Raw genomic sequence first — 24,209 nt, 5'->3', positions numbered from 1 at the left:
AATATTTATGAAAATTGGAATTATTGGTGCTACAGGAAATGTCGGTCGTGTTATTTTTAAAGAAGCTCGAACTCGTGGTCATGAAGCCACAGCCATTGTTCGTAATGCCGCCAAAGCAAAACAAATGCTTGGGAACGATATAGACGTTCTTGAAAAAGATGCCCTTGCACTTACCAAAACTGACTTAAGCGATTTTGACGCCATCGTCAACGCCTCTGCTCTTCAGCCGGCCTATTTAAACTTAGATCTTGCAACAAAATTAGTTAGTCTTTTTCGTGATAATGATCACACCCAATTAGTATTTATCTCCGGGGCAAGTTCTTTAGTAGGAGACGATGGTTCTTTTCAAATTGATAATATCCTAAAAACCTTTGCTGGACAGCCTTGGATTGAGACTCCCCTACAACAAGTTCATGAACTCCAGTTTTTGCAATGGATTGATAATGTAAAATGGACAGTTATGACCCCTCAAAATGACTTTGTCGCTGGTGACAAGACAAAGTTCCGATTAGGTACTAACAAAATCATGACCGATAAAAGTGGTAAATCTCAAGTTTCATTTGGGAATTTTGCTGCTGCCTTGCTTGATGAGTTAAAAGCCCCTAAACATGTTCATCAACAATTCACTGTAGTTGATGATTAGCTTTTCAAAAATTAAGACACGCTAAATCGTCTGATGCGATTTTGAGCGTGTTTTTTATTGTAAAAAAATTATAAAAAGTAAAAAACAGTTTACTTACTTTTTGTAAGCGAGTATACTGTGGTCAACAAATAGAAAATCATTAGCCAAGGAGGCAATCACTATGAACACAAATTTAATTGGGCTTCATCACATTACCGCTATTACTTCTAGCTCGCCAAAGATTTTTAAATTCATGACAGAAATTTTGGGCTTACATTTAATTAAAAAAACTGTTAATCAAGACGACGTTCGTACCTACCACCTCTACTTCACTGATGATATGGGTAAAGCTGGGACTGATTTAACTTTCTTCGATTTTCCAGGAATTCCTAAAGGAAAACAAGGAAAAAACGGAATTACCCGCATTGGTTTCCGCGTTCCTAATGATAAGGCCCTGGATTGGTGGCAAGCTCGTTTTAACGAATTCAATGTTCGCCATAATGAAATTAAAACCCGATTTGGGTCCAAATATCTTTATTTCTATGATTTTGATGATCAACAATATCAACTAGTTTCTGACGAAATCAATCATGGCGTTCCTGCTGGAGACCCCTATCGCCACAGCCCTGTGCCAGCCGAATATGCAATCAGTGGTCTTGGCCCTTCCTTCGTCACTGTTAATTATCCTGAGCAGTTAAACCAAGTTTTGACAGAAGTTATGGGCTTCACAAAACTTGCAACAGAAGACGGCAAAACGCTTTATGAATTACATGATGGTGGTCACGGCGCTCAAATTGTTACAGAAACGAGTGTTGTGCTTCCCGATCAATTCCAAGGTTTTGGCACGGTTCATCATATTGCTTTTCGGACGGAAGATGCCGAAAGCTTGAATTGGTGGATCAAACGAATTCAAGAGGCCCGGCTTGCACAATCTGGTTTGGTAGATCGTTTCTACTTCAAATCTGAGTACTTCCGTCCTGGTCGTGGCGTTCTCTTCGAAATTGCTACAGATGGACCTGGTTTCTTACTCGATGAAACATATGAAGAAGCTGGTGTTCACTTGGAGTTACCACCTTTCTTGGAAGATCAGCGTGAAGATATTGAGGCTCATCTGGCTGGCTTTAACACAGAACAAAAAACGGAGGATTAGCTATGGCTGACGAACAGACCCATATTTTCTTCAAACCCGGTTAATCTGACACCGCACCAATTTTAATGCTTCACGGTACAGGTGGCGATGAGCAAGACTTATCAAAAATTGCCAGTTACCTTTTGCCTACTAGCCCGCAATTAGGGATTCGAGGACGTTTAATTGAAAATGGTCAAACGCGGTATTTTAACCACACGGCAGATGGTAGCTTTGATTTAAACAGTTTGAATTCTGAAACAGATTGGCTGCTAGAAACCATTGACACCTATACTGAGCAATATCATCTCGATCAAGAAAAGATGATTGTAGTTGGTTACTCAAACGGTGCCAATGTCGCTGCTTATGCGTGGCTAACAAAACGGCCCCGTTTCAAAAAAGCCGTTTTGTTTCATCCTATGTTGCTCACACCCACTGTTGACTTACCTGATTTATCCAAGATTAGTATATGGGGATCTCATGGCGAGCAGGATCCAATTGTTTCTAAAACCAACTTTGACGAATTGATGCAGTCTCTCACTGGTACTCATGCAGACGTTTCAATTTTTGAACACGAACAGTCGCATAATATTAATGAACCTGAATTAGTTAGTGCTAAAGCTTGGGTAACTGCCCACATAAGCTAAATAAAAGCTCAGTAAACCTAGTTTAAAATTAGGTTTGCTGAGCTTTTATTTTACTCTTTTTTGAATGACACAAAATTCTTTAAAGAGCCTTCTAACATATCTATTTCCTTATCATGATTATTTTTCTTCAAATCAAGTATGTTACCTATGTCAGAAGTAAAAATAGCCAAGGGTGTAATCGATTTTCTCATAGGCTCTTGAGAATATTCGATAAAACCAAGTCGCGTGTAAAAGTCTACTGCAGTTTTTAGTGCGTCTAACGTCACTAAGGAAACACCGACAACTGGCATTAATCGACTATACGTATTTAATAATAAATGTTTCATTGTCAATCGCCCCATACCTGAGTCCTGATATTTACTATTCACCGCAAAGAAGGAAATATCAAAATTTAAATAAGTGGTACTGGTTCTGCCAGTATTCAATGAAAGATGTTTCTTTCGCCAATTTTTTAAAACTGGAGTATAACTAGCAGAAATAGTATAGAAACTAACAATATCATTTACTTTTATCAATCTCCGGTCTCTTATGTAACTGTTTTTTAGCTTCAAATTTCCGAAAACTATTGATTAATTCATACTTTCTGATTCACTTCTGGTTTTAAAAAAAATACTTTTATTAGCGCATTCATTTAATTACAGATTAAAAACACTCCCATGCCAGAATAGGTCTTTATCATCCGCTAACTTGACTCGGTACTTAAAAACAACTTCAATTAGAACATAACAATAAGAAAATCCTTCAAAATTTGGTTTCTTATTATTTAACTAAATTAATAATCAACTTCAAAACTTTTATATTTTTACTTTAACCATTTATTTTTCTTTGCGATTTGAACGGCCTCAATGCGATTATGGACACCTAATTTACTAAAAATAGACGATAAATAATTGCGCACTGTACCATCAGACAGAAACAAGCTTGTCGCAATTTCTTTTGTGGGCTTTCCTTCATCCGCTGCCGTTAACACCGCTAACTCTCGCTTAGTGAGCGGATTACTATCGGCCGATAACATGTTGACCACTAATTCTGGTGCATACGTTGTTTTACCAGTCATTACCTGGCGAATAGCTGCAACCAAATCATTACTAGGACTATCTTTTAATAAATATCCAGCCACCTGCGCTTGAACCGCCCGTTCAAAATAAGCCTTCTGCGCAAATGTGGTTAAAATCACGACCTTGGTTGCGAGCTGAGCAGTGTGAATGTGATCTGCCACGTCTAACCCAGTTAGCTGAGGCATTTCAATATCCAAAATGGCCACATCGGGGGCTAACTGGCTAATTTCTTGCCAAGCAGTATTGCCATCGGTCGCAGTCCCCACAACATGCAAATCATCTTCTAGTTCCAGTAATTGTGAAAGTGCTGAGTTTAGCATTCCTTGATCCTCAGCTAAATAAATTGTGATCATTAATTTCTACTCCTTTGGCAGGCTTAGAGTTACCAACGTTCCTTTGCGATTACGCACGATTTCAAATTTTCCGTTACCTTCTAACATCCGCGCCCGCATCCCCCGAATACCATTTGAACCACTGCGTTCGAACTTATGACCTCGGCCATCATCTTGAATCAAAACTTGATAATGTCTAGCATCGCTTGTAAAGCTTATCTGAACCGACTGAGCTTTAGCATGGCGAATCACATTGGTCAGGGCTTCTGTCATTGCCGCCGTAAACCGTCCTTGAATCACTGTGGGCCATTTCAAAGCCATTTCTTCGTTGTTAGTCGTTAGAAGAACTTCAGCCGCGGCCAGATTTTTACTCTGTTCCAGCAATGTTTCACTAATCGATTTTTGATGAAGATCATTCACAATTTTCCTCACCATTTGTAGATTCTGGCGACTTGTTTTCTCGATATCATCGAGTTCGGGGACAACTTTTTCTGGCGCCTTTTGTAACAATTTCTTAGCTAATTCCGTTTTAATTGTGATCATTGAAAAGCTTTGTCCGAGCGTGTCATGTAAATCACGGGCAATTCGTTCGCGTTCATCTCGTTGAACAATCGTTTGTAGGCGTCGATTAGTTTGGTGCAATTGATTTTGGCGAACCATTGACCTGGCTAAACTGTATGCAAAAATTGGAGATATCAATGGAAATAAAAGGCCCACCATTCATATTATGAAAACTGAGGATCCCCGGATAATAGCTATTATAGCGAATAAGGCCACTAATTATAAATAAATAATAGGCACCCAGAAACCAATGGAAATATTTCTTCGGGCGCCGGGCCAAAAGCGAGGCAATTTGCCAACCGGGAAAAATAATCAAATAATTATTAAAAGCAAAGATTGAAAAAATACCGGTTATCAATAATTCTAATGGCATTGTAATGACATGCCAGCGTGGCACTTCGGTCACCAAAACATAACTTACCAAAAACAGCAAGCCCATCCCCACCCAGAACCAATCTGTTTGAGATTTGATTGGAAAATAGTCTGACATTGCAAATGGCAAATAAACTAGCCATATGTATCCAGTTGCTTTTCGTTTTTTAAAATTTTTCATCCACCTATGCTCTGCCAACCTTCACACCCCATTTATGTGTTAGTTTTGAAATTAATATCATGGTCGCAAATAAAATCAAACTCCACAGCACGATTCCAATCACCGAATTTAACTCAATTTCACCACCTGTGGTCACTTTTTCTAACAGACTGTTGGTGAAATAAGCGGGCATTACTTTCCCAATTTGTTGTAACCAATCTGGCAGTAATGAAATTGACCACCATAATCCACTAACAATGGCCATCGGAAAGGTAACGAGATTGCTAACCAGCCCTAACGTTTCTGTATGTTGAATAAATGCCATCATGGCTCCCATGATCAGAAGGGGGATTTGACCAAACAGGGAAACTCCTAGAACTCCCAGCCATTGTCCACCTGAAAGTGACACGTGATTGACTCCCATTGCTAGCCCGCCAATGACACCAATTGCCAAAGTCGTCATCACTAAGCTCCATAACGCAATAGAAACGTAATACGTCGTCAATCCACGCGGGGTTAAATTCAGCAAATTGACAAATCCTTGGTCACGGTCATGTTTTAGAATAGACGCCACGCTGAATGCGGCACTAATCAAGCCACTATAAACAATCATACTACCCATATAAGTCACGTTAAAAACCTGCATTTCGGCCGTGGTTCCAACAATCATGACTCGTGTAAATAAAAGATAAAAGCCAGCTGGCATTAAAAGTGAAAAAAATAAAAACGAGGCATTACGTAAAATTAGACGTCTACCATCAAAACTTAATTGACTCATCAAATGTTTCATCATTTTACCTCCTGGTTGGTTAATTGGACGAAAATTGTTTCTAGAGATTCACGAGTAACGGTTATCTGATGCAGGTGTTTAAAATTTTTCATTAGTGCATATAACGTGGCATCCCCATCAGTACTCCGAATATGAATGTTGCCATCACTTTTATTAATTTCCGTCACATGCGGTAACACTTTAAACACGTCTGATGCCCGCTCGGTCTGAAACACAATTTCTACGCGTTGATGTTGGTTCTGCAAGTCATTAAAAGAACCCTGAAAAATAAATTGACCATTTTTCATCACCAATATCCGATCAGCAACTTCTTGAATTTCGTTTAAATAATGGCTGGTAATGACAATTGTTTTTCCTTGCTGTTTAAGAAGTCGAATTCGATGCCAAAAAGATTGACGTGCTTGCACATCCATCCCAACTGTGGGTTCGTCTAAAAACAACAGATCAGGATTACCAATCAAGGCAATTGCAAACGTCACCTGGCGTAACTGGCCACCTGATAAATTGGTTAATCGTTCTTTGGCAAACGTTGTTAGATGTAATTCTTTAATCAGTTGCTCTGGTGAAAATGACGTTTCATAGCAGGAAGCTATTTCGGCTAATAACTCTGAAACGGTGACACCCTGAATAACCATATCCGTTTGGAGCATGGAACCAATGTGTGCCTTTCCAACTTTACTACCTGGTTGCTTTCCAAACAAAACAACGTCACCAGTTGTTGGATACAAGCCGAGTAAAATATTTAACAAGGTTGTTTTTCCGGCACCATTTTCTCCAATCAAACCAATGATTTCGCCAGAATTCACCCTAAAACTAATATCTTTTAAAACTGATTTTTGCCCATAATTAAATTTTAAATGAGTTGCTTCAATAAGTGTTTTCATTTCTCCTGACCTCCTTGATATAATCATATCAACAAGGAAATCATCGGCCCAGTTCCATTTGTCACCTTTTCAATATGACAAATGTCATAAAAATTAGGAACCCAGTTTTAATCCTGAAAAAAATTTTATCAGTATTCTGATTTTATTACTCAGCATAGATCACGTTACACTATGCCTATTAAATAAAGGAGGAACATTGACGATGAAACAAATTATCCAGGAAACCTTTGGCGGAATTTGCGAACTTAAAATTAGATCAATTGAGGAACCCAAAGTATCGCCCTTTTCAGCAATTATTCAAACTAAATACGTCCCCATTTTGCCTTGGGACTGGTTAGGAGAAGAAGGATTTTTACAAAATATTCATCCTGTTCAGCTTCCCACCGTGATTGGTTATAGTTTTACGGGGATTGTCCAAGATGTGGAAGCATTAAGAAACAAAAAGTTGATTGGTCAGGCGGTCTTTGGCGCTAATCCAGGCGGAACAGCTAGTGAACTAATTAATTCACAGATTACACCCATTATCTTTCCGGTTCCTAAAGATGTTTCCCTTTATTATAGCGAGTTTTTAACCTGCAATTTCAATGTCGTGGCGTTTAAATTGAATTATTAGAAAATCCCTAAATAGTCTGCAGTAATCCCAGTCCGCAGAAAAGAATCGCAAATATGTATGTCCAAATTCGATTCCGGATAAAAAATAAGGACGAGTTATCGGAAACCTCCACCCGCTGCCCAGTTTGTTCATCCACATAAATTCTTTTCTCCGTAGAAACAAACCACCGACATAACAAATAATTAACCCCAGCCGCTGCTAGTCCCCACGCAATCCACATGACGGCATATTCTAACGACTCCGAGACCCCAATATTAGCAATTAGGCTACTAATCGCGCCTGCTGCCATCCCTCCAATAATTCCTGAAAGGATGACTAAAAGTCCTTTACCCTTCCAAACCAGCATATTAATCTCCTCCTAATCCTACAATTAAAAATTATATTACAGGACTTCTTTGTGGTTTACAAGTGGTTTTTAATGGCTTTATGAATGATTATTCGTCCAATTGGCGAAAAAACGGAAAAAAATAAAAAGTGCACTTTGAAAGCACTTTTCTAAATCAGCTCACTTTAATTATTTTGGCCGCATAATTCGATAAGTTTCGCCAAGGTTGGCGTATTGCGGGCCGGCTAACCTGGCTACCGGTTTTAAAGCTTTCGCATCAATATAATGATTATCCTGGTTTAAAACCGTTTCATCAAAATACATTTCAACCACTTTTAAAATAAACATATCGGTAATAATTTGGCCATGTTCATCTTTAATTGGCACATATTGATAAACTTGCACTTCAAAACGCACTTTGGCCACCTGCAATCCAGGAACCGCCACAAATTTACTGGCCACGATTTCAAGATTGGTATTAGCCAGTTCAGTCTCGTCAGCATCCAGACTAGCGGCCGTTTGATTCATTTGATGCACAAGCCCTTCAGAAACCACGTGGACAACGCCTTCTTTGGTATCAAGTAAATTGCGTGCCGTGTCTTTCATTTGCCCATTATCTTTACGAAGAACTGAGACCGACACTAACGGCGCCTTACCGGCCACCCCACTAAAGAAACTAAATGGGGCTAAATTGACAACATCTTTTTTCCGATTGTACGTGGTAATCCAGGCAATCGGCCGCGGAATTACAGTGCCACTGATCAGTTTATAGGCGTCTTTAGCGGATAGATCCTGACTATTGATTGCTATCATCATCGGCCACACTCCTTATTTTATGTAAGTAATTTTACCCTATTTGGTTCTCGCTTAGCAACTACTATTACTTTAGAGTTTTCAACTACTTAAACCAATAGTTGTTTATATAGCCAAAATCCAATTAAGAAAGTTAAAATATCTGCAACGGGTTGGGCAATAATCACCCCTGTAAAACCAAACATGGCTGACAAAATAATAATCGCGATCGCAAAAATCACACCTTGACGTGAAATTGACATAATTAAGTCCCCTAACGCTTTGCCAGCTGACTGAAAAATCGTGGTAAATACGAGAATTGCCCCAATAAAGGGCGCAGTGATTAATAATAACCGTAACATGATTGTGCCCATCGAAATAATCGCCGCGTTATGCATGAACAAAGCCATTAATTGGGGAGCAAAAACCATCAGGATAACCGCACAAATTAATGCATAAACAACCTCGACCAAAAAATCAAATCTCACAATTTCCTTAAAACGCCGTTTATCACCAGAACCATAATTATAGCCAATCAGGGGTTGAGCACCAAAGGCAAATCCCACCATAATCAACATAACGACCATATATATTTTTAAGACAATTCCCATAGCCGCGATCGCTGTTGCCCCATATGGTGCCAAATAATTATTTAACAACATGACCCCAAAACTTTGCATAAAATTTGTCAACGACGCTGGAATTCCAATGCTCAAAACCGCGCGTCGGTCTGCTTTCGAAATTTGTATTTTGTTAAAAGATAACGACAGCACATGAGAATCCTTAATCATAAAATAAACTAGCAAAGAAGTGTTTAACATGTATCCAATCACATTTGCCAAACCAACGCCCAAAGCACCCCAGTGCAATCCAAAAAGAAAAATCGGATCTAAAATAATTGTAAGAATGGTTCCCGAAACGGTCGCAATCATCGACTTGGTAGCCAATCCTTCCGTCCGAATAATATTGCCTGAAACCAAAGACACAATGATAAAGACAGCGCCAATTGCCAACATGCAATAAAAATCGGCCGCATACGGATACGTCGCCGCGGTAACGCCCATCACTCCTAAAATTGGTCGTTCAAACACTAACATTAAGACCGATAAAATTAAACTAACCGCAATTGAAACATAAAAGCAAAAACTACTAAGATGCGCACTTTCATCATGCCTTTTCTTACCTAATAGACGAGAAATGACGGCACTTCCACCCAGTCCAAAAATATCACCAATTGCCAACATAAATGAAAACAACGGTGTTCCTAAGGCAATCCCAGCAACTAAATTAGCATTACCTGTTTTCGCAACAAAAAACGTGTCCACCAAATTGTAGACCATACTCGTAACCATCCCCAAAACAACTGGTAAAGCCAATTTCATATACACTTTGGGAACCGGTGCGTGCGCAAATAATTCATCCATATCCATGATTAATGCTTCTTTCCAAAAAAAATACCCCAGACAAAAACAACCTGAATTCGGTTGCTCTGTCTGGGGCTTATTGATACCCTTTTCATTAACACAATTTTCTACGTTCACTCTACTACCGATTTATAACTTTGTCCATTATTTTTGGAAACGATTTTTTATCATGATTAAACCGAAATTCATTCAGCTACTCCTTATGATCTACCCAATTTTGAGCTTCACCATAAATCTTATCGACTTCTTTTGGACGGTCTGTTCCCAACAAATCTGAGCTAATTTCACCACCAGCTGCTTTTCGAACGTAGGACAGAAATTGATATGATGGCCGTAATCCTTCTAAGTCTTTTGGATCAATTTTCAAACTAGTTCCAGGAATGACCGGATATAAATTATCACTTTCATTAATAGAAATCATACTGGCAATTTTCCAATCTTGATCACGTTTCTCGACCCGGTAGATCAGGCGCCGATACGATTCAATTTCTGTCAAAACACCGTGAACCATCATTCGCATATGGGTTTCAGTCGGTAGTTCTACAAATGCCCGCTTACCATTTTGATGAATGACCGGTGAACTGATACTGCCAAAAATTGTAAATCTGGGATCAACTTCGGCTGGCTCTCCATGTAAAAAGCTGTCTAAACTCCCCGCCTGCCAACTCGTGGCAACTGTAGCATCAGGATAATAACAATCAGCTAATTCATCCGCATGACGTTGCCGATACAAGCGTTCCCTAGAAACTAATTGATTAATTTCAGCATAATCGTTCATTATTATAAAACCTCCTAATTTAGCGCATTTAAATAATTGGTATTGATTTGAAACATCTACAGTATATTAGCTGTCAAGCTCAAATGAAAGCAAATTATGCAACATTTAGTTTCAATTTGTCTCACTCTGAAGAGAACTTTTTTTCTTGTCAATTACTTAATTTAATTATCCACGCCAAGCCTTCAAAACGACTAATTCTTCATCTGTCACATAATTCTGTTTTTTAGCTTCTTCAATCAAAATGGAATAATTAGTGACCGTTTCAAAATTGATTTTTGCTTCAGCAAAATTTTGAGTGGCACTGGCTAGTTGATAACTAAAAATTCCTGCCACACCTACAACTTCGGCATCCGCTTTTTGCACAGCCTTAACGGCCCCCAAAACACTTTGCCCCGTTGAAATTAAATCATCAATTACAACGACTTTTTGATTTGGTTTCAACACACCTTCTACTTGTTTACCTTGCCCATGATCCTTGGGTTTGGAACGTACATAGATGAGAGGTAAATTCAGTTTCTCTGCGACCCATGCGGCATGTGGGATCCCAGCGGTGGCCGTTCCGGCAATCACTTCGGCATCTGGATAATTCTTTTGAATCAATTGAACTAAGCCATCACAAATCAGCTTGCGTACTTCTGGATACGAAATGGTTAAACGATTATCACAGTAGATGGGACTTTTCATCCCGCTCGCCCAGGTAAACGGATCATTGGGTCTGAACGAAACAGCCTTAATTTTAAGCAAAGATTGGGCAACTTCTTGTGCGATTGTCATAGATAATTCCTCCATTTAATTTAAATTGCGGTAACTTCATACGCCTGACTCATTAACATGGTTACGACTGCTGATAGCGTATCCAATGAGGTAAAGACTAAGATGCCATGACTGATCGCCAATGCTCGAATCTTCGCCCCATCATTAACTGAACTTGAGTTATCATCAATGGTATTGACAACCAACTGAATGGTTTGATTATCAATCAAGCTCGTAATTTCACAGGCATCATCACTTAATTTGCTGACCTTCTGTTCAACAAAAATACCATGTTCCTGCAAATAATTTGCCGTCCCGCCCGTGGCGTAAAGATTAAACCCAAGTTGCGATAATTGTTTCGCCAATTTAGCGGCCTCTGGCTTTTCGTCATCACTCACCGTCATCAAAATATTGCCATGAGCAGGTAAATGCAAACCGCTGCCTTCAAACGCTTTGTAGAGCGCTTTGGCAAACGTTTGATCCGTTCCCATCACTTCACCCGTGGACTTCATCTCAGGTCCCAGTAAACTGTCCACATCATTCAACTTGCTAAAGGAAAAAATTGGCGCTTTCACATGAACGAGTTTCGACTCTGGTTGCAGGCCATTTTGATAGCCTAAATCGGCCAATTTTTCACCCATAATCACTTGCGTAGCCAACTGTGTCATGGGAATCTTGGTCGTTTTACTCAAAAATGGAACAGTGCGGCTCGCACGCGGATTAACCTCAATTACGTAAGCTTCCTCATTGTGAATAACGAATTGAACATTCATCAGACCATAACATTTAAGCGCATGTGCCAATTTGATAGTTTCACTTTCAATTTGATCTTTGACGGATTGCGAAAATGTTTGCGGTGGGTACACAGCCATTGAATCGCCGGAATGAATTCCAGCCCGTTCAATATGTTCCATAATTCCTGGAATCACAACCGTTTCCCCGTCACAAATTGCATCCACTTCACATTCTCTGCCTGTTACGTACCGATCAAGCAAGACGGGATGATCATGCGAAACTTTAATGGCCGCCTGCATATAATGTTTCAATTCTTGCATGTTATGGACGATTTCCATGGCGCGGCCCCCGAGCACATAACTCGGACGAACCAACATCGGATACCCTACTTTAGCGCCCACGGTTAAGGCTTCTTCGTTCGTGGTTGCCGTGGCTCCATATGGTTGCGGAATTTTTAAAGTTTGAATAATTTGATCAAACTCATCCCGATCTTCTGCCCGATTGACATCCTTAACTGCCGTGCCTAATATTTTAACGCCGTGTTTTGCCAAAGGTTCCGCCAGGTTAATCGCTGTTTGTCCACCAAACTGGACAATCACGCCAACTGGCTGTTCCAGGTCAATCACATTTAATACATCTTCTAAAGTGAGCGGCTCAAAATATAGTTTGTCAGAAATTGAGAAATCAGTTGAGACTGTTTCTGGATTGTTATTCATAATAATTGCTTCATAACCAGCTTCTTTTAAGGTTTGGACACAGTGAACGGTGGCATAATCAAACTCAATGCCCTGTCCAATTCGAATCGGTCCAGCGCCAAGGACCAATACGGACGGTTTATCATCTTTTAAACTTTCATTTTCAGTTTCGTAAGTGCTATAAAAATACGGTGTTTGCGATTCAAACTCGGCTGCACAAGTGTCGACCATTTTGTAAACCGGCCAGATCTGATTCGTTTTTCGTTGTGCACGGATCTCATCGGCCGTTTTTTGCCAAAATGTCCCAATTTCTTCATCCGTGTACCCATTTTCCTTGGCGAGTTTCAGAGTTGCCAGATCATTAGGCTTTTGTTGCAACTGAGTTTTAATTTCAAGAATGTGAACCAGTTTATCTAAGTAAAAATAATCAATCTTTGTAAATTCATGGATCTCTCCGGGCGTCCATCCCCGTTTTAAGGCTTCAAAAATGCAAAACAAACGATCGTCACGCGCATGCACTAACCGATCCGTTAATTCCTGATCCGACACTGTCTTTAATTCCGGTAAACTTAACGAATGGGTTCCGATTTCTAATGACCGAACCGCCTTTTGCGTGGCCTCTTCAATGTTACGGCCAATCGCCATCACTTCGCCAGTCGCTTTCATCTGAGTTCCCAACAAACGATCAGCGTGATTAAACTTATCAAATGGCCAACGCGGAATCTTGCAGACCACATAGTCCAAAGCGGGTTCAAAAGCCGCATAAGTGGTTTGCGTAATTGGATTCTTAATTTCATCTAGGGTTAACCCCACCGCAATTTTAGCCGCTAATTTGGCGATTGGATAACCAGTTGCCTTTGAAGCCAGCGCTGAAGACCGACTCACCCGGGGATTCACTTCAATAATGTCATAGTGAAAACTGTTCGGATCCAAGGCCAATTGGACATTACAGCCACCCTCAATTTTCAAAGCCGAGATTAACCGCAACGACACATCTCTTAACATTTGATATTCACGATCCGAGAGCGTTTGGACAGGGGCATAGACAATTGAATCCCCTGTATGAATGCCCACCGGATCAAAGTTTTCCATTGAACAAACGACCATCGTATTATCATTGTGATCGCGCATCACCTCAAACTCAATTTCTTTATAACCGGCAATACTTCGTTCAATTAAAACTTGGGTGATGGGCGATAAGTCCAACCCGTTTTCCGCAATATCAGTCAGTTGGTCCGCATTATACGCGATGCCACCTCCAGTGCCGCCCAACGTATAGGCCGGGCGAATGATGACGGGAAAGCCAATCGTTTTCGTAAAAACCTGTGCTTCTTCAACCGTGGTTACAGTCTTGGATTCTGGCACCGGTTCCCCAAGCTTGGCCATGAGTTCTTTAAATTGTTCGCGATCTTCGGCTTGGTTAATGGACTTCAAACTGGTTCCCAACAATTCAATCTTGAAGGCTTTTAAAACACCGGCTTCATCCAACTGTTTCGCCATGTTCAGGCCGGTCTGTCCACCAACTGTGGGTAAAATCGCATCGGGACGTTCTTTCCGAATCACTTCACTCACAAATTCCAGGGTTAAAGGCTCCACGTAAACCCGATCGGCAATTTCAGGATCCGTCATGATTGTGGCCGGATTCGAATTAACCAAAATAACTTCATAACCCTCTTCTTTAAGCGCTAAACAAGCTTGGGTCCCGGAATAATCAAACTCAGCCGCTTGGCTAATGATGATCGGCCCAGATCCGATGACTAATATTTTATGAATATCTTGACGTTTAGGCATGCTGATCAGTCCCTCCTTTTCAATTCTTAATGGCTATTTTGCTTTCGCAAAATCTTATTCTCACTACGGATGTCCATCCGAGCTAACCGCTAAAGCGCTAAGTCGGACTGGCTCCTTTTCGTAATTAATGGCTATTTTGCCTTCGCAAAATTTTATTCTCATTACGGATGTCCATCCGAGCTAACCGCTAAAGCGCTAAGTCGGACTGGCTCTCGTTGATAACTGGTAATGGATTCTAAAAACTCATCAAATAAATGACTCGCATCATGGGGACCCGGCGCCGCGTCCGGATGAAACTGAACTGAGAAGGCTGGATACTTTTTATGCCGCAGTCCCTCAATGGTTTGGTCATTAATTTCTTCATGCGTCACCAGTAAGTCGGTGTTTGCGACCGAATCAGCTGCCACCGCATAGCCGTGATTTTGCGCGGTGAAGTCAATCCGATTCGTGGCAATTTCGCGCACTGGATGATTAAAGCCGCGATGGCCAAACTTCATTTTAAAAGTGTCGGCTCCGTTTGCGAGGGCAAATAATTGATGGCCCAGACAGATGCCAAACAAGGGAACGGTCCGCTCAACCGTCCGAATCATCGTCGCGGCTCCCTGCACATCTTTTGGATCTCCGGGTCCATTGCTTAAGAGCACGCCGTCTGGTTTATAATTCAAAATTTGGGCCGCGGTGGCCGTCGCCGGCATCACCACAACATTACAGTTACGCTTTGCTAGTTCGCGTAAAATACTATGTTTTAAGCCAAAATCAACCACCACAATTCGTTTACCGGTGTTGGGATTCGGATAGCCATTTTTTGTGGTACTTTTTAAAACTAGATCCTTCGGCGCCGGTTTCATTCCTTGTGCCAAAATTGCTTCGGCATCAGCTATCGAATTCACGAGGACAGATTTCATGGTCCCGTGGGCTCGAATTTTTTTGGTAATGGCGCGGGTATCTAATCCGGAAATCCCGGGAATGTGGTGCTGTTTCAAGAATTCATCTAAGCTCATTTGATTGCGCCAGTTACTGGCCAGTCGGGCTACTTCATGGACAACGACACCGGCCGTAGTAGGCGTGACCGATTCATTGTCGTCAAAAGTAATTCCATAATTGCCAATCAGCGGATATGTAAACATTAAAATTTCGCCGTTGTATGATTGATCGGTAATAGATTCTTGATAGCCGGTCATGCCGGTATTAAAAACTAATTCACCAACCCCGGTGTCCTCAGCACCGAACGCCGTTCCTTCATACGTGCTGCCATCCTCTAAAACTAAATATCTTTTTGCCATGTGTTAACCCCTCCGATAGACAATTTGACCATCAACCAGTGTTAAAATCGTCTTGCCAAACACCTGTTGACCGATAAACGGCGAATTATGCCCTTTTGATAAAAATTTAGCAGCATCAATTTTTTCACTGTGGTTTAAATCAAAGACCGCAATGTCTGCTAAATCACCTTGTTTTAATTGCCCCACATTGGTCAATTGAAAAACTCTTTTTGGCGCGATACTCATCCATCCAATTAAGTTGTTTAATGACCAAATGCCGGTTTTTACAAATTTGGTATACAGCAAGGCAAAGGCTGTTTCCGAGCCGACAATGCCATTTGGCGATTTCAGGAATCCCTGTTGTTTTTCCTGATCCGTGTGTGGCGCATGATCCGTTGCAATCAGATCAATTGTGCCATCCATCAGGCCAGCGACACATGCCATCCGATCTTCAGCACTGCGCAACGGGGGATTCATTTTTAATTGGGCGTCATCTTGCGCAATCATCGTGTCATCCAATAGCAAGTGATGCGGTGTAACTTCACAAGTCACCTTGACACCCGATTTTTTTGCAATTCGAATGAGCTCAATACTTTCTTTCGTGGAAACGTGGCAAACATGGTAATGCACACCCGTTGTTTGGGCCAACACTAGATTGCGGGCAATTTGGGCCGTTTCGCTCACCTTATTCACACCTGGAACCGCTAAACGTTGAGCGGCAGATCCAGCATTGATTACCCCACCCTGGGTCAGTTGCATATCTTGCGCATGATCACAAAGAGGCATGTTTAAATCTGCCATTTTTTGCATCGCCGTGAACATAACTTGGCTGTCTGCAACGCCGGCCCCATCATCACTAAACGCAAACGCTCCGACAGACTTTAAAGCTTTAAAGTCGACTACTGCGGCTCCTTTTCGATCACGAGTTACCGGCGCATACTGTTTGATTTTCACAGAACCTTTCGTATTTAAGTCCAGTTGGTTGGTAAACCGTTTCGGAGTATCTGGCGTGGGGTTCAAATTGGCCATGGCCCCAATCGTGGTGAATCCGCCGTGCGCGGCCGCAGCACTACCCGTTTTGATAGTTTCTTTATTGGTAAACCCCGGTTCACGCAGATGCACATGGACATCAATTAGGCCCGGAGTTACTAGCGCTTGTTGTAAATCAATCACTTGGTCAGCCGAGGTAACTGAACTGTTTAAATCTGTGATGTGTTGATTTTCAATTAAGATATTTAACTTGGTCAATTTTTGGTCTACATAACCTTGTCCGTTTTTAAGTAGTATTGACATTCGTGAAACCTCCTACAAAAATTTTTGGTAGCGCAGGATACGACTCAAGATCGCCATTCGCGCAAACACGCCGTTTTCCATCTGTGCAAAAATTCGGGAATGCTTGCTTTCAACCAAGTCATCGTCGATTTCTACACCCCGATTAACAGGACCTGGATGTAAAATAATGGCGTTTGGTTTTAACTGTTGTGCGCGCTCATCAGTTAAACCAAATTGTTGGCGATAACTTTCAGCACTAAAGCTGGCATTGGCATCCCCGCTAATCCGTTCGTGTTGCACGCGCAACAAGTTAATCACGTCCATTTCGGGAAGTAATTGTTCCAAGTTGCCAGTTTGACCATATTTTTCAAGCTGGGAATCGGCCCAAGCTTTTGGACCCGCAAAGTAAACTTTGGCACCCAACCGCCACAACATTTCGGCATTTGAGCGTGCCACTCGTGAATGACGAATATCGCCAACAATCAAAACCTTCAAACCTTTAAATTGCTTGAACTGTTCATAAACGGTCATCATATCAAGCAGGCATTGGGAAGGATGCTGACCGGAGCCATCGCCGGCATTGACCAATCCCAATTTTAAGTTATGCGAATCAAGCAAATCTTGATAGTAATCAGTTTGAGGATGGCGAACTACCGCGATGTTAACGCCAATTGACTCAACCGTTTTTAGGGTGTCATACAAGGACTCGCCTTTTTTTACTGAGCTGGTTGAAACATCAAAGTTTAAAACTTGCATCCCTAATTTCATTTCCGCCATTTGAAAACTAGTTTTCGTTCGGGTAGAGTTTTCAAAAAATAAATTTATCGCATACGCTGGTCGTTTCAAAACAACTTGTTTACCGGCTTTAAATTCCTGGGCCTCTTTAATTAAAGCGAGAGCATCTGCTGAATTAATTTGATCAATCGTGACTAAATTGGCTTGAGTTAGATTTGTGAGTGTCATTTTTACCATCCTTTCTTGTACAAAAAAAGCACTTGATTAATCGTTTTCTGATCAATCAAGTGCACTTAGTTTGCGGGTAGACTCTTTGCGTGATTCTGCAAAGACCTTACTGCACCGTTTTGCTCTCTCAGGAAACAATTAAATGGTTCAGCTACTTTATATTTAGTTAGAGTGTCTTAAAAAGGCGTTTGACTTCCGAGCATTAGCCTAAATAACCAAATGATTCGGGTTGAGAATCTTTTGGTTATTGTAGCTAAGCGGAAGAAGTTGCCTTTTTAAGCACGTTTACAGTACAAACAAAAGATCTCTCAACCGTTTTGGCTAAGAGACCTCCTCATACTTTTTACCGAGATCATTCTTAGCCTCACGGGACTAAATTAAAGATCATTTCTGTTACTGGTTAGTATGGACGTCCGACCAGGTTAAGTCAATAGCTAAATAACGTTTAACCATAATAACTTTCAGAGCCTTCGTTCAACAATTTAATTGCTGATTCGCCGGCAATCCGCCCAGAATTCCAAGCAAACGCACAACTAATTCCTTCTAAGGTTGGATAAGAAGTGTCGTACATGCCACTAGCATTGTTACCAGCCACAAAAGTCCCTTTAACTGGCTTTTTATCAGCTTTCAAAACATCCATCTGGTCATTGGTTTCAATACCGCCAATTGTTCCTAACGAAGTGGAACGCGCCTTAATTGCGTAAAACGGTCCCTGTTTGACAGAAAAACGCATGAACTTGGTAGGTTTATAAAAATCGAAATCCTCTTTTTGTTCAATCTGGGTATTATAACGATCAACAGTTTGCATAAGAATTTTTTGCGACATATGTAACTTAGTAGCTAATTCAGCTAAATCTTCAGCTTTGAAACCTGCGCCTTTTGCAATTGCTTCTTCTAAATCGACATCAATTTGTGGAAATGGCCCGACTTTATGAGTCATTGGTTTGTGTGCCAAACTTACAAAAGTCCGTTCAAACGAATCTGTCCACTCTAATGCTTGATCGGACAATTCATCAACCAGTGCTTGATCCAAAATAAAGTAGTAAGCTCCCCCGATCGTATAGGTGATATTACCCCAAAGCGCAAAATCATAACACACGCTTTCATCCACAAACCGTTTGCCACTCTGATCAATCCACAAGAATGGCAAATTAGTCAATGTGAAAATGGTTGAATTATGCCATTTAGAATCATGTGGCGAAATTACTGAAGCGGCATGATTTTCAAACACGCCAAGATGACGCGTATCTGCACCTAACTGAGCCAACATTTTAATACCATCGCCAGTCGCTTTCCGTTCGCCCATGCTGTAAAGATTTTCTGGGTTAATCGTCAAATGTTTATTCACTAACTCATGATTACCAATAAATCCGCCATCGGCAACAATCACTGCTGAACATGTAATCATAAATTCGTGCTTGTTTTGGACAACTTTAATACCGGCAATCTGATCCTGTTCACGAATAATTTCCACGCCGGCAGTTTGTAAAAGTAGCTGTCCACCGTGAGCTTTGAAACTGGCCATTAAACGGTCAAAGCCCGCAAATTTATCAATATATTGATGATAAACCTTGGGATGGTCTTGGTGGACCTCTTGGGTATTTTTAACTAATTCTGTTTTTAAACCATGGTCACTGAGCCAATCAATTGTGGAGGCCGATTTGGACAAAATTGCTTTCGTCAATGCTGTGTTGGAACGGTAATGGGTGTAACCGATAAGTTCTTGGTATGCTTGTTTTAAAGTAAAAGAACTACCTACTGCTTTTTGCTGACTGCTTTCAACCGCAAACAAACCCTGAGCACCAAACATTCCTGCACCCCCGAATTTGTCACCTTTTTCAAGTAAGATAACTTGCTTACCCGCTTCAGCCAAAGTAATTCCAGCACCAATTCCTGCCGCTCCGGCTCCGACAATCACTACATCTGCTTTCATGTCCAAAGATCTCCCTTTTATAAAAGTTTGTTTGTCGATCGGTACTAGTGTACTCCTAACAGCATACTTTAAATTAAATTGTTCTAATCCTTTTGATTCAAACACTGCTAGATTAGGTCTAAGCACTCGAATTTTTTTGATAAAAAAATCCATCAAAGATTCCCTTTGATAGAATTTATATTGTTCGCTATTTATTTTATTCAATACATTTCAGCATCAATGTTCATAATTTTCCAACCGTCAGCTAATTTTTCCACATGCAAGTTCAATTGTAATGGCCACGTATTTCGACTGCCATGAATACTGGCATCGACCTGGCTTTGGCCAATTAACGTTGCCTTATTGCCCCTTTCTTCTTTAATTTCGACATATTCTTCAGTTGAAGAAAAATAGTTCATTTGTTTGCTGTCAATTTGGCCTAACCATTCTGCCTTAGTTTGCACCATCCCGGTCATATGAACTAAATGGAAATTATCGGCCAACAGCGCTCCAAGTTTCTTAGTATCACCAGCCACCATATATCGATTATGGTCACGGTAAAGTTGTGTGATTAACTTTTTATCTTGTTCGTTCATCTTTAGTCCCTTTTTTCTTAAATTAAAACGTTTATTTTCGATTAATTCCCAAACTATCACGGGAACCTAATTTTGGATCATGCGCCAACCGGACAACTAAATCAGCGATACTTGCCCTTGAAACATTATGACCACCAAAAGGTTCACCCTTCTTAGTCACTTGATAATCAGTATCATTGCCATTGTCAAACCACCCTGGGCGAATGACTGTGTAATTTAGATCAGAAGCCTCAATCACATCTGCTGCATCGCGATAGTTTTGTAAGACCGGATTAGAAGCCAGATTACCACTTGCCCCAACTGACTCGGGAATTTCATTATAAATCCCCATCGATGTAATAAACAACAAGCGTTTCACATCTGAATGATCCATTGCATTGACCAATGAAGTGGCCATTGAGCCTAGATTACCACTTAAAGCTGCAAATACAGCATCTTGCCCTTTTAAAGCCGCCATTAAAGTCGCTGTATTGGTTACACTGCCAGTCACTGCTTTCTCCCGTTGTTCATTCAATTTACCTAATCGACTCGTGTTGCGAGCCATTAAAGTTAGCTGATCCGTTGTATTCTCCAAAAAATAATTCCGCGTCACACTACCAACTGAACCAGTTGCACCAATAATTAAAATATTTGCCATTATTTTTTCTCCTTAAATTTTTTAATTAAATAACTTGATTCTGTGGATCTAATACCAACGATTCTGATAACAAAATTTCACTAAAAATATCATAAATATATTCAGAATTCACCATATGATTCTTTGCCAGATCATATAGAAAAGCTCGCTCCGCATCAAATGCCTGCATTAATGCGCGCCGCTGATCAACACTTTGAATACTTGTTAAAGTCGCCTTGTCCGTAGTAACCGATTGCCATTGTCGGAAAAATGCCTTCATCGTATTTTTTTGAACTTGATCCCGTAAATCATAAATAACAACTTCACAAACCTTTTCACTCAAGTTCATGGTTTTCACATGCTGAATTCCTACAATGACCATTTCATTTCGCAGAATTTTCAACTGATCGCTTTTATTCAAAGCATCTGCATCAATTGGTAAAATTGCTTTAAAAATAAGGGTGGGTACCAACATACTTAAAATAATCACCACAGTTTCAATCAACACAACCTCGTTAAAAAGGGCTTGCGAAACACCATTACTTAAAACTGAAAATGTCATTGCTAGGGTGACCGTTCCATGAACACCACCGAGCGCAAATAAACAAGCACTTCGATTAGTTCGATCAGTGATAAAGAAACGTCCATACACATAACGCGCTGCTAGTAAGCCAACGTAGACCAAAACACCAATTCCAAGCCATCTCATCGAGTTTTCCATACTCTGTCGCTGTTCCATCACAATTCGTTCCAAACTAAGTCCCAAAACAACAAATACAAAACTGTTTAAGACGTTGTTGGCAAAATTTACCAACTCCAAGCCGAGGTGCATTTGTCGTGGCGATGAAAAACGACTTCGAGTTGTTTCGCTATTATGAATCAATCCGGCAGTGACAACAGCGATGATTCCTGATACGCCAATTCCTTCGGCAATAAAGTAAATACAAAACGGCGTCAACAGATAAATTAATGTTTGTGAAGAAATGACATTTACAGAAGATCGAACCAAAAACTGGCGGAATGCCATCACGATCAAACTTAAAATGGCACCAACAATAATCCCACCACCAGCGGAATAGAAAAATGATAAGACATTCTTGCCAAACGCAACTTGACCAGTTTGTAACCACAGGAAAGCCGCCTGTAGCAATATAATTCCTGTCGCATCATTAAATAAAGATTCCAATTTCAAGCTTTTTTTAATCCGTTCGTCAATCGTACGTCCCTCAATTACCGAATCAAATGCAGTGGCATCCGTTGGCGTGCTAATTGCTGTAATCATTAAAGCTACGGGAATGGCCAACGCAAAAACTTGATGCACAACTAACGCAATCACGATCGCAGAAACAGCTGCCAGTCCCACAGCGGTTCCTAAAATACTCTTAATTTTTCGTTTAATTAGTAAGGCTGGGGTTGATTGCCCCTCAAAAAACAATAGTGGTGCAATAATAAATGCCATAAAGATTTCGTCATTAAAATCCAGTACTAAATGATTTGTAAAGGGGATAAGTCCTAAAACAATTCCCATCAATAAATTAATATAAGTACTCGATATGTGCGGAACAGATTTCGCGATAATATCACTGGCTGCCACAGCAATCAGGATTACAAAAGATGATAATAGTAAAGACATGATGAAAACTCCCCTTCAATAACCAAATTAGTCCTTCATTTCATCCTTAGTATACCAATTTTTCATCTTCGCCGAAGAAAAGATCGTCCTAATCTTTATCATGCTTAATCTTGTCTTGGTGCTCGCGTTCAAGAGCTCGCAACTCTTCTTCACTAGACTGCACATGATCATAGAAATGATCCAACTTAAAATGTAAATGATCAATGGCTGCCTGTAAGTCGTCCCGCTTTTCTTCCATTGCGGCCATTTGTTCTTTCAACAAACTAATTTCAGCTTTGGTCGTATCTTCTTGATCGTCAAACAGTTCAATATATCGCCGTAAATTTTCAATGCTCATCCCGGCTGCTCGCATTTGTTTCACGAAATTAATCCGACGAATAATGCGATCATCAATTTCTCGATTACCAACTTCACTGCGATCAATCGTGGGGATTAAAGATTCTTTTTCATAGTATCTAATGGTTGCCGACGAAACCCCCGTTTTTTCACTAGCTTCTTTAATATTCATTCTTTTGCCTCCTCATATTCAAAATTGCAGCTTACTTAAGAATTGCCTCTACTCTAAACCTCAAAGTGCACTTTAACACAAGTCCTAATCTAAAATTCTAATCACTTTAGCAGGTGCACCAACTGCAATCGAATTATCCGGAATATCTTTAGTTACCACAGCACCAGTGCCAATAATGGCATTTTCACCAATGGTCACCCCAGGCAAAATGCTGACTTTTGCGCCAATTCAGGCATTCTTCTTAATCCGAATCTCACCAGTTTTAACAACCCGAATATTTTTAGGTTCATGATTGACAGTATAAAGACCAACATCCGGTCCCATCATCACACCATCTTCAATCGTGATTGTACCAAGTGACATCATGGTTAAACTGTGATTAGCATAAACGTTTTTCCCTAAATTTACCCGATTTGCGCAATCAATATGGAATGGTGGTGTAAAATACGTCCCATCGGTTATTTGATTAGCTAACAATTGATTTTCTAAATCGCGTAATTTTTCTTTTTCGACTGGATCAGTTTGATTAATTTCAAAACACAGATGATCCGCACGGTCAATTTCACCATGAACTTCCTTTTGGTAATTTGCATCCCGAATATCATAAGCCATGCCATTTTTTAAATCTTCAAACACACTCATAATGAAGCCCCTTTTCAAAATTTTAAATCTGTTACTAAAGGTTGAAAGTAAAAAATCACATCCAATTGCTTGATACAAAAACGTTCATGGTAACAAAATTAGATTAAAATGCCGTCTTCCAGCAAATTTGGGCCGGAACGTAGTGGGCACGACTTAGAGCTGAAATTCACATCTCTAAGCTCGACCTTTATCTAAACGATGAATCGTTAAGATAAACGACACTACTGAGCCCATTTGCTTCCAGACTGGTTACTAGTTTTAAAACTAATTATATTTAACGCAAAAATTGTTATGGCAATGTTTATGCAAAGTATTTAAAGACAACGACTTCCCCAGTTCGGAGGCGT

24 protein-coding genes and 1 pseudogene are annotated in these 24,209 nt (G+C 40.4%); 4 read left to right on the top strand and 21 right to left on the bottom strand.

The genetic code is table 11. The features are described 5' to 3' along the window. Positions 1-7 precede the first annotated feature (7 nt). The 3 genes from IV84_RS03820 (at position 8) to IV84_RS03810 (ending at position 2,395) form a co-directional block, all read left to right on the top strand. Positions 8-643, top strand: coding sequence for an NAD(P)H-binding protein (locus IV84_RS03820; RefSeq protein ID WP_046871455.1), 636 nt, complete (start codon positions 8-10; stop codon positions 641-643). Between the two features lie 160 nt (positions 644-803). Then, positions 804-1,772, top strand: a complete 969-nt coding sequence (locus IV84_RS03815) for a ring-cleaving dioxygenase (protein ID WP_056986127.1) — start codon at positions 804-806, stop codon at positions 1,770-1,772. 65 nt (positions 1,773-1,837) lie between these two features. Then, the gene (locus IV84_RS03810; RefSeq protein ID WP_100212863.1) at positions 1,838-2,395 is read left to right on the top strand and encodes an alpha/beta hydrolase; all 558 of its coding nucleotides are present in this window, start codon (positions 1,838-1,840) and stop codon (positions 2,393-2,395) included. Between the two features lie 50 nt (positions 2,396-2,445). Here the strand turns inward: IV84_RS03810 and IV84_RS03805 are convergent, their stop codons facing one another. The 5 genes and pseudogenes from IV84_RS03805 to IV84_RS03785 form a co-directional block, all read right to left on the bottom strand. Continuing rightward, on the bottom strand, positions 2,446-2,910 hold the full coding sequence (locus tag IV84_RS03805) for a GNAT family N-acetyltransferase (protein WP_046871457.1): 465 nt from the start codon (positions 2,908-2,910) through the stop codon (positions 2,446-2,448). A 287-nt stretch (positions 2,911-3,197) separates the two neighbouring features. Further along, positions 3,198-3,806 (bottom strand): response regulator transcription factor, encoded by a 609-nt coding sequence (locus tag IV84_RS03800; RefSeq protein ID WP_046871458.1) that lies wholly within the window; start codon positions 3,804-3,806, stop codon positions 3,198-3,200. A gap of 6 nt (positions 3,807-3,812) precedes the next feature. Further along, positions 3,813-4,899, bottom strand: a pseudogene (locus tag IV84_RS03795) (sensor histidine kinase). 4 nt (positions 4,900-4,903) lie between these two features. Further along, complete coding sequence (locus IV84_RS03790) at positions 4,904-5,668, bottom strand: ABC transporter permease (protein ID WP_046871460.1); 765 nt, start codon at positions 5,666-5,668, stop codon at positions 4,904-4,906. After that, positions 5,668-6,552 (bottom strand): ABC transporter ATP-binding protein, encoded by an 885-nt coding sequence (locus IV84_RS03785; protein WP_046871461.1) that lies wholly within the window; start codon positions 6,550-6,552, stop codon positions 5,668-5,670. Before IV84_RS03785 ends, IV84_RS03790 begins: the two co-directional genes overlap by 1 nt. A 202-nt stretch (positions 6,553-6,754) precedes the next feature. Between IV84_RS03785 and IV84_RS03780 the strand changes: the two genes are divergently transcribed. Continuing rightward, positions 6,755-7,165: an MDR/zinc-dependent alcohol dehydrogenase-like family protein gene (locus IV84_RS03780; protein WP_052694503.1), complete on the top strand. Its 411-nt coding sequence runs from the start codon at positions 6,755-6,757 to the stop codon at positions 7,163-7,165. A gap of 7 nt (positions 7,166-7,172) precedes the next feature. On the opposite strand, the gene IV84_RS11200 is transcribed toward IV84_RS03780, so the two are convergent. The 16 genes from IV84_RS11200 to IV84_RS03705 form a co-directional block, all read right to left on the bottom strand. Further along, the gene (locus IV84_RS11200) at positions 7,173-7,511 is read right to left on the bottom strand and encodes a hypothetical protein (RefSeq protein WP_046871462.1); all 339 of its coding nucleotides are present in this window, start codon (positions 7,509-7,511) and stop codon (positions 7,173-7,175) included. A gap of 168 nt (positions 7,512-7,679) precedes the next feature. Then, positions 7,680-8,303: a flavin reductase family protein gene (locus IV84_RS03770; RefSeq protein WP_046871491.1), complete on the bottom strand. Its 624-nt coding sequence runs from the start codon at positions 8,301-8,303 to the stop codon at positions 7,680-7,682. Between the two features lie 89 nt (positions 8,304-8,392). Beyond that, positions 8,393-9,706, bottom strand: coding sequence for an MATE family efflux transporter (locus IV84_RS03765; protein ID WP_056986129.1), 1,314 nt, complete (start codon positions 9,704-9,706; stop codon positions 8,393-8,395). Positions 9,707-9,899: 193 nt separating this feature from the next. Beyond that, positions 9,900-10,484, bottom strand: a complete 585-nt coding sequence (locus tag IV84_RS11120) for a nuclear transport factor 2 family protein (RefSeq protein ID WP_181407268.1) — start codon at positions 10,482-10,484, stop codon at positions 9,900-9,902. Positions 10,485-10,649: 165 nt separating this feature from the next. Further along, the gene (pyrE, locus tag IV84_RS03755) at positions 10,650-11,258 is read right to left on the bottom strand and encodes an orotate phosphoribosyltransferase (protein WP_046871463.1); all 609 of its coding nucleotides are present in this window, start codon (positions 11,256-11,258) and stop codon (positions 10,650-10,652) included. Between the two features lie 20 nt (positions 11,259-11,278). Continuing rightward, the gene (gene carB / locus IV84_RS03750) at positions 11,279-14,458 is read right to left on the bottom strand and encodes a carbamoyl-phosphate synthase large subunit (RefSeq protein WP_046871464.1); all 3,180 of its coding nucleotides are present in this window, start codon (positions 14,456-14,458) and stop codon (positions 11,279-11,281) included. A 161-nt stretch (positions 14,459-14,619) separates the two neighbouring features. Then, complete coding sequence (locus IV84_RS03745; protein WP_056986126.1) at positions 14,620-15,741, bottom strand: carbamoyl phosphate synthase small subunit; 1,122 nt, start codon at positions 15,739-15,741, stop codon at positions 14,620-14,622. 3 nt (positions 15,742-15,744) lie between these two features. After that, positions 15,745-17,013, bottom strand: coding sequence for a dihydroorotase (locus IV84_RS03740; RefSeq protein WP_046871466.1), 1,269 nt, complete (start codon positions 17,011-17,013; stop codon positions 15,745-15,747). Between the two features lie 12 nt (positions 17,014-17,025). Beyond that, a complete protein-coding gene (locus IV84_RS03735) occupies positions 17,026-17,955 on the bottom strand; it encodes an aspartate carbamoyltransferase catalytic subunit (protein ID WP_080945523.1) in 930 nt (309 codons plus the stop codon). 445 nt (positions 17,956-18,400) lie between these two features. Next, positions 18,401-19,888, bottom strand: coding sequence for an FAD-dependent oxidoreductase (locus tag IV84_RS03730; RefSeq protein WP_046871468.1), 1,488 nt, complete (start codon positions 19,886-19,888; stop codon positions 18,401-18,403). Between the two features lie 200 nt (positions 19,889-20,088). After that, positions 20,089-20,463 carry a nuclear transport factor 2 family protein gene (locus IV84_RS03725; protein ID WP_056986125.1) on the bottom strand — a complete coding sequence of 125 codons (375 nt, stop codon included), beginning with the start codon at positions 20,461-20,463 and terminating at the stop codon, positions 20,089-20,091. 31 nt (positions 20,464-20,494) lie between these two features. Next, positions 20,495-21,100, bottom strand: coding sequence for an NAD(P)H-binding protein (locus IV84_RS03720; protein WP_046871470.1), 606 nt, complete (start codon positions 21,098-21,100; stop codon positions 20,495-20,497). A gap of 25 nt (positions 21,101-21,125) precedes the next feature. Next, positions 21,126-22,712 carry a cation:proton antiporter gene (locus IV84_RS03715; RefSeq protein ID WP_046871471.1) on the bottom strand — a complete coding sequence of 529 codons (1,587 nt, stop codon included), beginning with the start codon at positions 22,710-22,712 and terminating at the stop codon, positions 21,126-21,128. Positions 22,713-22,800: 88 nt separating this feature from the next. Next, positions 22,801-23,220, bottom strand: coding sequence for a MerR family transcriptional regulator (locus tag IV84_RS03710; RefSeq protein WP_046871472.1), 420 nt, complete (start codon positions 23,218-23,220; stop codon positions 22,801-22,803). Positions 23,221-23,304: 84 nt separating this feature from the next. Then, positions 23,305-23,448 carry an LbetaH domain-containing protein gene (locus IV84_RS11195; protein WP_226996061.1) on the bottom strand — a complete coding sequence of 48 codons (144 nt, stop codon included), beginning with the start codon at positions 23,446-23,448 and terminating at the stop codon, positions 23,305-23,307. Next, a complete protein-coding gene (locus tag IV84_RS03705; RefSeq protein WP_226996036.1) occupies positions 23,449-23,862 on the bottom strand; it encodes an LbetaH domain-containing protein in 414 nt (137 codons plus the stop codon). Between the last annotated feature and the right edge of the window lie 347 nt (positions 23,863-24,209).

This window comes from Pediococcus damnosus (assembly GCF_001437255.1).
Classification (GTDB): Bacteria; Bacillota; Bacilli; order Lactobacillales; family Lactobacillaceae; genus Pediococcus; species Pediococcus damnosus.
This window is presented reverse-complemented; position numbering and strand designations above follow the sequence as displayed.

What these genes read in the sequence shown, in the direction of transcription:
- IV84_RS03820 (WP_046871455.1), top strand. Translation starts at nt 8, where the DNA reads ATGAAAATTGGAATTATTGGTGCTACAGGAAATGTCGGTCGTGTTATT.
- IV84_RS03815 (WP_056986127.1), top strand. Translation starts at nt 804, where the DNA reads ATGAACACAAATTTAATTGGGCTTCATCACATTACCGCTATTACTTCT.
- IV84_RS03810 (WP_100212863.1), top strand. Translation starts at nt 1,838, where the DNA reads ATGCTTCACGGTACAGGTGGCGATGAGCAAGACTTATCAAAAATTGCC.
- IV84_RS03800 (WP_046871458.1), bottom strand. Translation starts at nt 3,806, where the DNA reads ATGATCACAATTTATTTAGCTGAGGATCAAGGAATGCTAAACTCAGCA.
- IV84_RS03790 (WP_046871460.1), bottom strand. Translation starts at nt 5,668, where the DNA reads ATGAAACATTTGATGAGTCAATTAAGTTTTGATGGTAGACGTCTAATT.
- IV84_RS03785 (WP_046871461.1), bottom strand. Translation starts at nt 6,552, where the DNA reads ATGAAAACACTTATTGAAGCAACTCATTTAAAATTTAATTATGGGCAA.
- IV84_RS03780 (WP_052694503.1), top strand. Translation starts at nt 6,755, where the DNA reads ATGAAACAAATTATCCAGGAAACCTTTGGCGGAATTTGCGAACTTAAA.
- IV84_RS11200 (WP_046871462.1), bottom strand. Translation starts at nt 7,511, where the DNA reads ATGCTGGTTTGGAAGGGTAAAGGACTTTTAGTCATCCTTTCAGGAATT.
- IV84_RS03770 (WP_046871491.1), bottom strand. Translation starts at nt 8,303, where the DNA reads ATGATAGCAATCAATAGTCAGGATCTATCCGCTAAAGACGCCTATAAA.
- IV84_RS03765 (WP_056986129.1), bottom strand. Translation starts at nt 9,706, where the DNA reads ATGGATGAATTATTTGCGCACGCACCGGTTCCCAAAGTGTATATGAAA.
- IV84_RS11120 (WP_181407268.1), bottom strand. Translation starts at nt 10,484, where the DNA reads ATGAACGATTATGCTGAAATTAATCAATTAGTTTCTAGGGAACGCTTG.
- pyrE (WP_046871463.1), bottom strand. Translation starts at nt 11,258, where the DNA reads ATGACAATCGCACAAGAAGTTGCCCAATCTTTGCTTAAAATTAAGGCT.
- carB (WP_046871464.1), bottom strand. Translation starts at nt 14,458, where the DNA reads ATGCCTAAACGTCAAGATATTCATAAAATATTAGTCATCGGATCTGGG.
- IV84_RS03745 (WP_056986126.1), bottom strand. Translation starts at nt 15,741, where the DNA reads ATGGCAAAAAGATATTTAGTTTTAGAGGATGGCAGCACGTATGAAGGA.
- IV84_RS03740 (WP_046871466.1), bottom strand. Translation starts at nt 17,013, where the DNA reads ATGTCAATACTACTTAAAAACGGACAAGGTTATGTAGACCAAAAATTG.
- IV84_RS03735 (WP_080945523.1), bottom strand. Translation starts at nt 17,955, where the DNA reads ATGACACTCACAAATCTAACTCAAGCCAATTTAGTCACGATTGATCAA.
- IV84_RS03730 (WP_046871468.1), bottom strand. Translation starts at nt 19,888, where the DNA reads ATGAAAGCAGATGTAGTGATTGTCGGAGCCGGAGCGGCAGGAATTGGT.
- IV84_RS03725 (WP_056986125.1), bottom strand. Translation starts at nt 20,463, where the DNA reads ATGAACGAACAAGATAAAAAGTTAATCACACAACTTTACCGTGACCAT.
- IV84_RS03720 (WP_046871470.1), bottom strand. Translation starts at nt 21,100, where the DNA reads ATGGCAAATATTTTAATTATTGGTGCAACTGGTTCAGTTGGTAGTGTG.
- IV84_RS03715 (WP_046871471.1), bottom strand. Translation starts at nt 22,712, where the DNA reads ATGTCTTTACTATTATCATCTTTTGTAATCCTGATTGCTGTGGCAGCC.
- IV84_RS03710 (WP_046871472.1), bottom strand. Translation starts at nt 23,220, where the DNA reads ATGAATATTAAAGAAGCTAGTGAAAAAACGGGGGTTTCGTCGGCAACC.
- IV84_RS03705 (WP_226996036.1), bottom strand. Translation starts at nt 23,862, where the DNA reads ATGAGTGTGTTTGAAGATTTAAAAAATGGCATGGCTTATGATATTCGG.